The organism is Cytophaga aurantiaca DSM 3654 (assembly GCF_000379725.1).
Lineage (GTDB): Bacteria > Bacteroidota > Bacteroidia > Cytophagales > Cytophagaceae > Cytophaga > Cytophaga aurantiaca.
On the sequence record NZ_KB903650.1, the window covers coordinates 1 to 8798 of the forward strand.

3 protein-coding genes are annotated in these 8798 nt (G+C 41.0%); all 3 read left to right on the forward strand.

Annotation, left to right across the window (positions count from 1 at the left end):
* Positions 1-1532: Ig-like domain-containing protein (locus tag A3EE_RS0113020; RefSeq protein ID WP_018343888.1), on the forward strand; the 1532-nt coding region annotated here is incomplete at its 5' end.
* 319 nt (positions 1533-1851) lie between these two features.
* Entirely contained in the window at positions 1852-6894 is a 5043-nt protein-coding gene (locus A3EE_RS22065) for a sugar-binding protein (protein ID WP_083921272.1), read from the forward strand.
* A 119-nt stretch (positions 6895-7013) separates the two neighbouring features.
* A partial coding sequence (locus A3EE_RS22130; protein ID WP_245553845.1) for a sugar-binding protein occupies positions 7014-8798 on the forward strand: 1785 nt, incomplete at its 3' end.

Genomic DNA, 8798 nt, shown 5'->3' on the forward strand with positions numbered 1-8798 from the left:
CAGCAACAACAGTAACGGTTAATGCATTACCGACGATAACGCAGTATGCGCAGATAGACGGCGGAGCATGGAATCAAACAAATACAGCAACGGTCTGTTCAGGATCTACAATTGTACTAGGTCCACAACCAACAGTAACAACAGGCTGGAGCTGGACAGGTCCGAACGGCTACAGTGCAACAACAAGAGAGATCACACTTGCTTCAGTAACACCAACTCAAGGCGGAGTTTATACAGCTACGTATACAGATGGGAATACGTGTAAAGCAACTTCCACATTTACGGTAACAGTAAATGCAGCACCAACAGCAGCGATTACAACAACGACACCAACAACATTCTGTGCAGGAGGTTCTGTAGTACTGACAGCAAGTTCAGGTTCATCTTACAAATGGATGAATGGAACAACGACAATCACAGGAGCAACAGCACAAAGCTATACAGCAACAACAGCAGGTTCTTATACAGTAGAAGTAACAAATGCGAGCAATTGCAAAGCAACTTCTACAGCAACAACGGTAACGGTAAATGCAACACCGACAGCCGCAATCACCACAACTACAGCAACAACATTCTGTGCAGGTGGTTCTGTAGTATTAACAGCAAGTTCAGGTTCTTCTTACGTTTGGAAAAACGGTACAACACAAGTTGGAACAAATCAAACCTATACTGCAACAACAGCCGGAAGTTATACTGTTGAAGTAACAAATGCAGGAAACTGTAAAGCAACTTCCACAGCAACAAAGGTATCGGTTAATGCAGCACCCGCAGCAACGATCACAGCTAATGGATCAACTTCTATTCCACAAGGAGGCAGTGTAGTACTTACAGCAAGTTCAGGAAGTTTCTACAAATGGTTCAAAGGATCTGTTCAGGTAGGAACAGCTCAGACTTATACAGCAACGGATGCAGGAGTGTATACTGTTGAGGTAACGAATGCGAACAACTGCAGCGCTACATCATCAGGCACGAATGTCAACATCAATAGCAATCAGCCATCGGTTATTACAATCACATCACCTGTAGCAAATACAACGGTGCAGGGCACAATTACAATCGCGGCAGATGTAACAGATCCTGATGGTACGATTGTAGCAGTTGAATTCCTGGATGGCAACATGGTTATCGGAACAAGCACAACAGCACCATACAGCTTTGACTGGAACAATCCGGGTCAAGGGACTCATGTCATTACGGTTCGAGTAAGAGACAGCAACGGAGGCGTTACAACCTCTGCACCGGTAACGATTACAGCAGAAGCCATCACGACAAGTGTTCAGTCATCAAATACATTGAATGCAAACATATATCCGAATCCGTCAAATGGAATTGTATTTATAGATTCAGATACAGACTTATCGGGTGCAAGCTGTATGCTGGTGGATGTGATGGGGAACGAACACGAATTATCACAAACTACAAATGGTTTGGGAGCACAAGTGGATGTGAGTAACCTATCAGCTGGTACGTATGTGCTGATCATTAAAACGAACAACTCCGTGATGCGTAAAAAAATTACCGTAATCAGATAATACCAATTTTTAGTTTAATTCCAGTTTAATTAAAAAAGAGGCGAGAGAATTTCTTAGCCTCTTTTTTGATTTATGATGAATTGAATTTACTATCTAATTCATATTGAATATTTTTTATAAACATTCCCATATTTACTGGTGACTTTTTAATACGTATTCCGTAGCCTACTACATTTTGATGAATTAATATCTGTTTTTACAATTCGATTAAAAAAGTCTTCAATACAAATCTGTGCATTGTTAGAAAATACAATTCTGCTTTGAGATCGAATCGAAAACGTATTCATAATAGTAACGACGTGTATCAAATAAAAAACATATGAAATTAATAATATTTTCAAAAGTGATATTCCTTTGTTTGGCGTTTTGCTTATGCGTACGATCATATGCTCAGGATCCGAATTTCCATATTTACCTGGCTTTTGGTCAATCGAATATGGAAGGAAATGGAGTAATCGAAGCCCAGGATCAAACGGGTGTAGATAGCAGATTTCAGGTGATGGGTGCTGTGAATTGTACAGGTGCAAAATCATATACAATTGGTAAGTGGACAACAGGAACACCACCAATTGTAAGGTGCAATACAGGACTGGGCCCCTCAGATTACTTTGGTAGAACAATGGTAGCAAATCTTCCAACAAATATAAAAGTAGGAGTTGTGCCTGTTGCGATTGGAGGCTGTGATATTGCGTTGTTTGATAAGGTAAATTACGGAGCGTATGTTGCAACTGCACCAACCTGGATGATTGGTACTATAAATCAATATGGAGGAAATCCCTATGCGCGATTAGTAGAAGTCGCAAAGTTGGCACAGAAGGATGGAGTTATTAAAGGGATATTATTCCATCAAGGAGAGACAAACAATGGGCAGCAAGATTGGCCGACTAAAGTAAAAGCTATTTATGATAATTTAATCAAGGATCTTGGCTTAGACCCTACGAAGACTCCATTTTTGGCTGGTGAGTTAGTAACAACAGCTCAAGGCGGGGCATGTGGTGGACATAATTCCATCATTGCAAAACTACCAAATATAATTCCTAATTCGTATGTAGTTTCAGCTGCAGGCTTGCCACATAAAGGTGATAATTTACATTTTACTCCAGCATCTTATCGTACCCTTGGGCAGCGTTATGCTCAACTCATGTTGACATTACTTCCAAAAGCTCCTGCTCTTCCTCAGCCGCCAATCATGGGTTGGGCAAGCTGGAATCAGTTTGGTGCGAATATTTCAGAGAATACGATTAAAGGGCAGGCAAATGCTATGGTTTCTTCTGGCTTATCAGCTGTGGGATATAAATATATTAATATAGATGATGGTTTTTTCGATGGTCGCAATACAGACGGTTCTTTAAAGATCAATGCTGTAAAGTTTCCGAATGGTATGAAATCATTGGCAGACTATATTCATAGTAAAGATTTAAAAGCGGGATTTTATTCAGAAGCTGGCAGTAACACTTGTGGTTCAAAATACAGTGGTCAGCCTGGAGGTGTTGGAGGTGGTATGTATAACCACGATCAACAAGATGCTAACTTGTTTTTTAAAACGTGGGGATTTGATTTTTTAAAGGTTGATTATTGCGGAGCTCAAGATCAACATCTGGATGAAAGAACGCGCTATACTGCTATACGAAATGCGATTCTTAATACAGGTGAAGAAGTAAATTACAATGTGTGTCGGTGGCAGTTTCCTGGTACCTGGGTAACTTCTATTGCCGAATCCTGGCGCATGTCAACAGATATTAACTTTTCCCCTGGATCTACTCCTAAATGGGATAATATAGTAAACATCATTAATCTTAATACATACAATGCTCCCTATTCCAGTCCTGGTCATTATAATGATATGGATATGCTGGAAGTAGGAAGAGGGCTTCCATTTGAGGAAGATAAAAGTCATTTCAGTATGTGGTGTATGCTTTCTTCGCCGTTACTATTGGGCTGTGATATGACAAAGATATCGAATCAGACAAAATCATTATTGACAAATCAAGAAGTAATTGCAGTTAGTCAAGACACTACCGGGCCCAATCCACAAGCCCAATTGCTTTCGGATAACAATGGATTGCAAGTATGGGTTAAAAAAATCAATGGTCGTCAAAGTATGGAACGGGCAGTAGTTTTATTTAATCAGAATACCTCAGCTGGAGTAATTTCTGTAAAATGGAAAGATCTGAATATTGTTGGATCTGCTAGCGTAAGAGATCTTTGGGCAGGCACAAATCTAGGTAGCTTTGACTCTATTTATTCTGCAACTGTACCAGCACATGGAGTGTTGTTACTTAAGGTTGTTGGAACGAAAACAAAATTACAGGAAACATTTGAAGGGGAATATGCGTGGTTGAATAACTATAATCTTACTCAAAATACTGCAGTCGTTGCAAACCAAGCTCGGGCTGTAAAAGACGTTACTTGTTCCAGAGGAGCAAAAGCAAGTTATATTGGTAATGGAACAGATAACTTTATTGAATTTCGCGATATATATGCTGAGACAGCTGGAAAATATACACTCACCATTACGTATCAAAGTGGAGAGAATAGAGGTGCCACTCTTCGAATAAATGGAAAGGATACACTTCTTACCAACTTAAATTCAGGAAGCTTTTCCACTCTTAAAAATGTTTCCTTTTCGATTAGTCTTATTAAAGGCTATAATATTTTACGTTTAACAAATTCTAGTGGTTGGATACCTGATATAGATAAAATTCATATTGATTTAAATAAGAATTCAATTAGTGCACCCGTTGTCTCAATCACCGCTCCGACGAACAATACAGTTTACACAGAAGGAGATAATGTAACGATCAACGCAACAGCAACGATCACCACAGGAAGTATTTCGAAAGTAGATTTTTATAATGGTACAACGTTGTTGGGCAGCGATGCAAGTTCACCATATACGTATACCATCAGTGCTGCTGCAGCAGGTAATTATGCAATCACAGCAAAAGCAACGAGTGCACTAAATGCAGCAACAACGAGCACAGCAGTAAACATCCAGGTAGCTAAGTCGATCTATCAGACAGGCTCAGCCCCAGTTATCGATGGGACGATCGATGCGTTGTGGAGTAATTTTAATTCGGTTTCTATTGCAAAAAATAATACAGGTACAGTTAGTTCCACGGCAGATCTTTCGGGCAACTGGAAAGCTGCATGGGATGCAACAAATTTATATGTACTGGTTCAGGTAACTGACGATGTAAAACGCAACGATGCAGGAACAGACGTGTATAACGACGATGGTGTTGAAGTGTACATTGATATGGGAAACAGCAAAACAACGACCTATGGCACGAACGATCAGCAGTACACGTTTAGATGGAACGATGCAACGGCAGCGTATGAGATCAACGGACATTCGGTAACAGGAATTACCAAAGGTATTACCAATACAACAACAGGCTATATCGTGGAAGTAAGTATCCCATGGATCACAATGGGAGGTACCGCTTCAGTAAATGCAATTGAAGGCTTTGAAGTTATGATCAGTGATGATGATGACGGAGCAGCACGGGATGGTAAGATGGCATGGGCAGCAACAACAGACGATACATGGAGCAATCCAAGTCTGATGGGAACGGTTATCTTAAAAGGCTTAAACTGCACAGCACCTACAGCAGCAATTACGACAACTACATCAGCAACATTCTGCGCAGGCGGAAGTGTAGTATTGAACGCAAGTACAGGAACAGGATACAGTTATGTTTGGAAGAACGGCACAACGACCATCACAGGAGCAACGGCTCAAACATATACAGCAACAACAGCAGGAACATACACCGTTACAATAACCAACTCAGGTGGTTGTTCAGCAACATCCACAGCAACAACAGTAACGGTTAATGCATTACCGACGATAACGCAGTATGCGCAGATAGACGGAGGAACGTGGAATCAGGTATCAACAGGAACAGTATGTGCTGGTAGCACGATTGTACTAGGTCCACAACCGACAGTTGCAACAGGCTGGAGCTGGACAGGTCCGAACGGCTACAGTGCAACAACAAGAGAGATTACACTTGCTTCAGTAACACCAACTCAAGGCGGAGTTTATACAGCTATGTATACAGATGGAAATACCTGTAAAGCGACTTCCACATTTACGGTAACAGTAAATGCAGCACCAACAGCAGCGATTACCACAACGACATCAACAACATTCTGTGCAGGTGGCAGTACAACATTAACAGCAAGTTCAGGTTCATCATACAAATGGATGAACGGAACAATCGCAATCACAGGAGCAACAGCACAAAGCTATACAGCAACAACGGCAGGTTCTTATACAGTAGAAGTAACAAATGCAGGAAGCTGTAAAGCAACTTCAGCAGCAACAACGGTAACAGTAAATGCAGCACCGACAGCAGCAATTACCACAACTACAGCAACAACATTCTGTGCAGGTGGTTCTGTAGTACTGACAGCAAATTCAGGTTCTTCTTACAAATGGATGAATGGAACAACAGCAATCACAGGAGCAACAGCACAAAGCTATATAGCAACAACGGCAGGTTCTTATACAGTAGAAGTAACAAATGCAGGAAGCTGTAAAGCAACTTCAGCAGCAACAACAGTAACCGTAAATGCCGCACCTACAGCAGCGATCACAGCTAATGGCTCAACTTCTATTCCTCAGGGAGGCAGTGTAGTACTGACAGCGAATACAGGTTCAGGCTTTACCTACAAATGGTTCAAAGGATCTGTTCAGGTAGGGACAGCTCAGACGTATACAGCCACGGATGCAGGAGTGTATACTGTTGAGGTAACGAATGCGAACAACTGCAGCGCTACATCATCAGGAACGAATGTGAACATCAATACCAATCAGCCATCTGTGATTACAATCACATCACCTGCAGCAAATACAACGGTGCAGGGCACAATTACAATCGCGGCAGATGTAACAGATCCGGATGGTACGATTGTAGCGGTTGAATTCCTGGATGGCAACATGGTTATCGGAACAAGCACAACAGCACCATACAGTTTTGACTGGAGCAATCCGGGTCAAGGTACTCATGTCATTACGGTTCGAGTAAGAGACAGCAACGGAGGCATTACAACCTCAGCACCGGTAACAATTACTTCAGAAGCCATCACAACAGGTGTTCAGTCATCAAATACATTGAATGCAAACATATATCCGAATCCGTCAAATGGAATTGTATTTATAGATTCCGATACAGACTTATCTGGCGCAAGTTGTATGCTGGTGGATGTGATGGGGATAGAAATGCAACTGGAATCAACACGTACAGGAAGCGGAGCGATGGTAGATGTGAGCAACCTGAGTGCAGGCACTTATGTATTTATCATCAACAGTGGTAATTCAATATTGAGAAAAAAAATAACTATAATAAAATAAAATCAATGATTTATTCAACCTGCTATTTTACAAGAACGGATTACAGTTTCATAAAACAAGTACCTTACATTCGGGTCTTATTTTATGTGGCAATGTTTTTTTTTCAAAGCAGTGCGTTAATGGCACAGCAAACGTTGAAAGTAAATCTTTCAAGTGTTATAAGGCCTGTTACACATTGTGCATCCGGATCACTTTACGGAGTAACGGAAACATTGCCAAGCGATATTGCAAATTTAGTGGCCCCACTTAAACCCTGCATGTTTACTCAACCTGCTATAAGTGGTAGTGGTCATCAACAACCTATAGGAGGTTCTATTGCTGTGTCTGGAAGGTTAGCTTCTACTACAGGGAAAGTAATGATTCGGTTGGCAGATATCAATGCTGGATGGCCTTATAATTGGCCGGGACAGTCGAGTTGGCTTTCTCAAGTTACAAGTATCATTAATAGTAAAAAGGCATCTGGAAGAGATAATTATTATGGGTATGAAATTTGGAACGAACCTGAAGGCACATGGAAAACTGCCAGCGGAGATTTTAATTCTGTATGTTGGAAGCCAACGTATGATTTAATTCGTTCCTTGGATCCACAAGCAAAGATAATAGGCCCGTCGTATTCCTATTATAATTCAAATAGCATGAAAACATTTCTTACATACTGTAAGAACAATAATTGTCTCCCGGATATTATATGTTGGCATCAATGGGGATCAGGAGGTTTTAGTAATGCTATTGACAATTACAGAGCTTTGGAAATAAGCCTTGGAATTTCTCCAAGAGCAGTAAGTATTAACGAATATTCTTCAGACACCCATACATTAGAAGGTTGTCCTGGTGTCTCTGTTCCATTTATTTCTAAGTTTGAACGCAAGAAAGTAGAGAGTGCTTGTATTTCATGGTGGTTCACCAACTTACCCGGCAGGCTTGGAAGTCTCTTGACTTCAAGTAACCAAAAAGGTGGCGGATGGTGGTTATATAAATGGTATGGTGATATGACTGGCAACATGGTGAGTGTAACACCTCCGAATGATAACAGCGACGGCATAGATGGTTTTGCTTGCCTCGATCTTAATGCAAATTATGCCAGCATTTGTTTGGGTGGTAATTATACTGGCTCAGTGAATGTTCCTGTTAGTGGTATTCCTGGTGCTTTCGGAAGTAAAGTGGATGTGAAACTTGAATATGTTTCATGGGCAAATAAAGATACTCCCGTTTCTGGCACCACAAATATATCTACTACATCTTATACTGTTTCAAACGGAACAATTACAGTACCTGTAAATGTTACAAATCCTTTATATGCCTATCGTATATATATTACTCCATCGGTTGTCGCTAATCCCGTTCCCGTCGTTTCCATTACCGCTCCGACAAACAATACAGTTTATACCGAAGGAGACAATGTCACGATCAATGCAACAGCAACGATCACCACAGGAAGTATTTCAAAAGTAGATTTTTATAATGGTACTACGTTATTGGGAACAGATGCGAGTTCACCTTATACGTATACGATCAGTGCAGCTGCAGCAGGTAATTATGTAATCACCGCAAAAGCAACGAGTGCACTAAATGCAGCAACAACAAGCACAGCTGTAAACATCCAGGTAGCTAAGCCGATCTATCAGACAGGCTCCGCACCAGTTATCGATGGGACGATCGATGCGTTGTGGAGTAATTTTAATTCGGTTTCTATTGCAAAAAATAATACAGGTACGGTTAGTTCCACGGCAGATCTTTCGGGTAACTGGAAAGCTGCATGGGATGCAACAAATTTATATGTACTGGTTCAGGTAACTGACGATGTTAAACGCAACGATGCAGGAACAGACGTGTATAACGACGATGGTGTTGAAGTGTACATTGATATGGGTAACAGCAAAGCTACGACGTATGGCACCAACGAT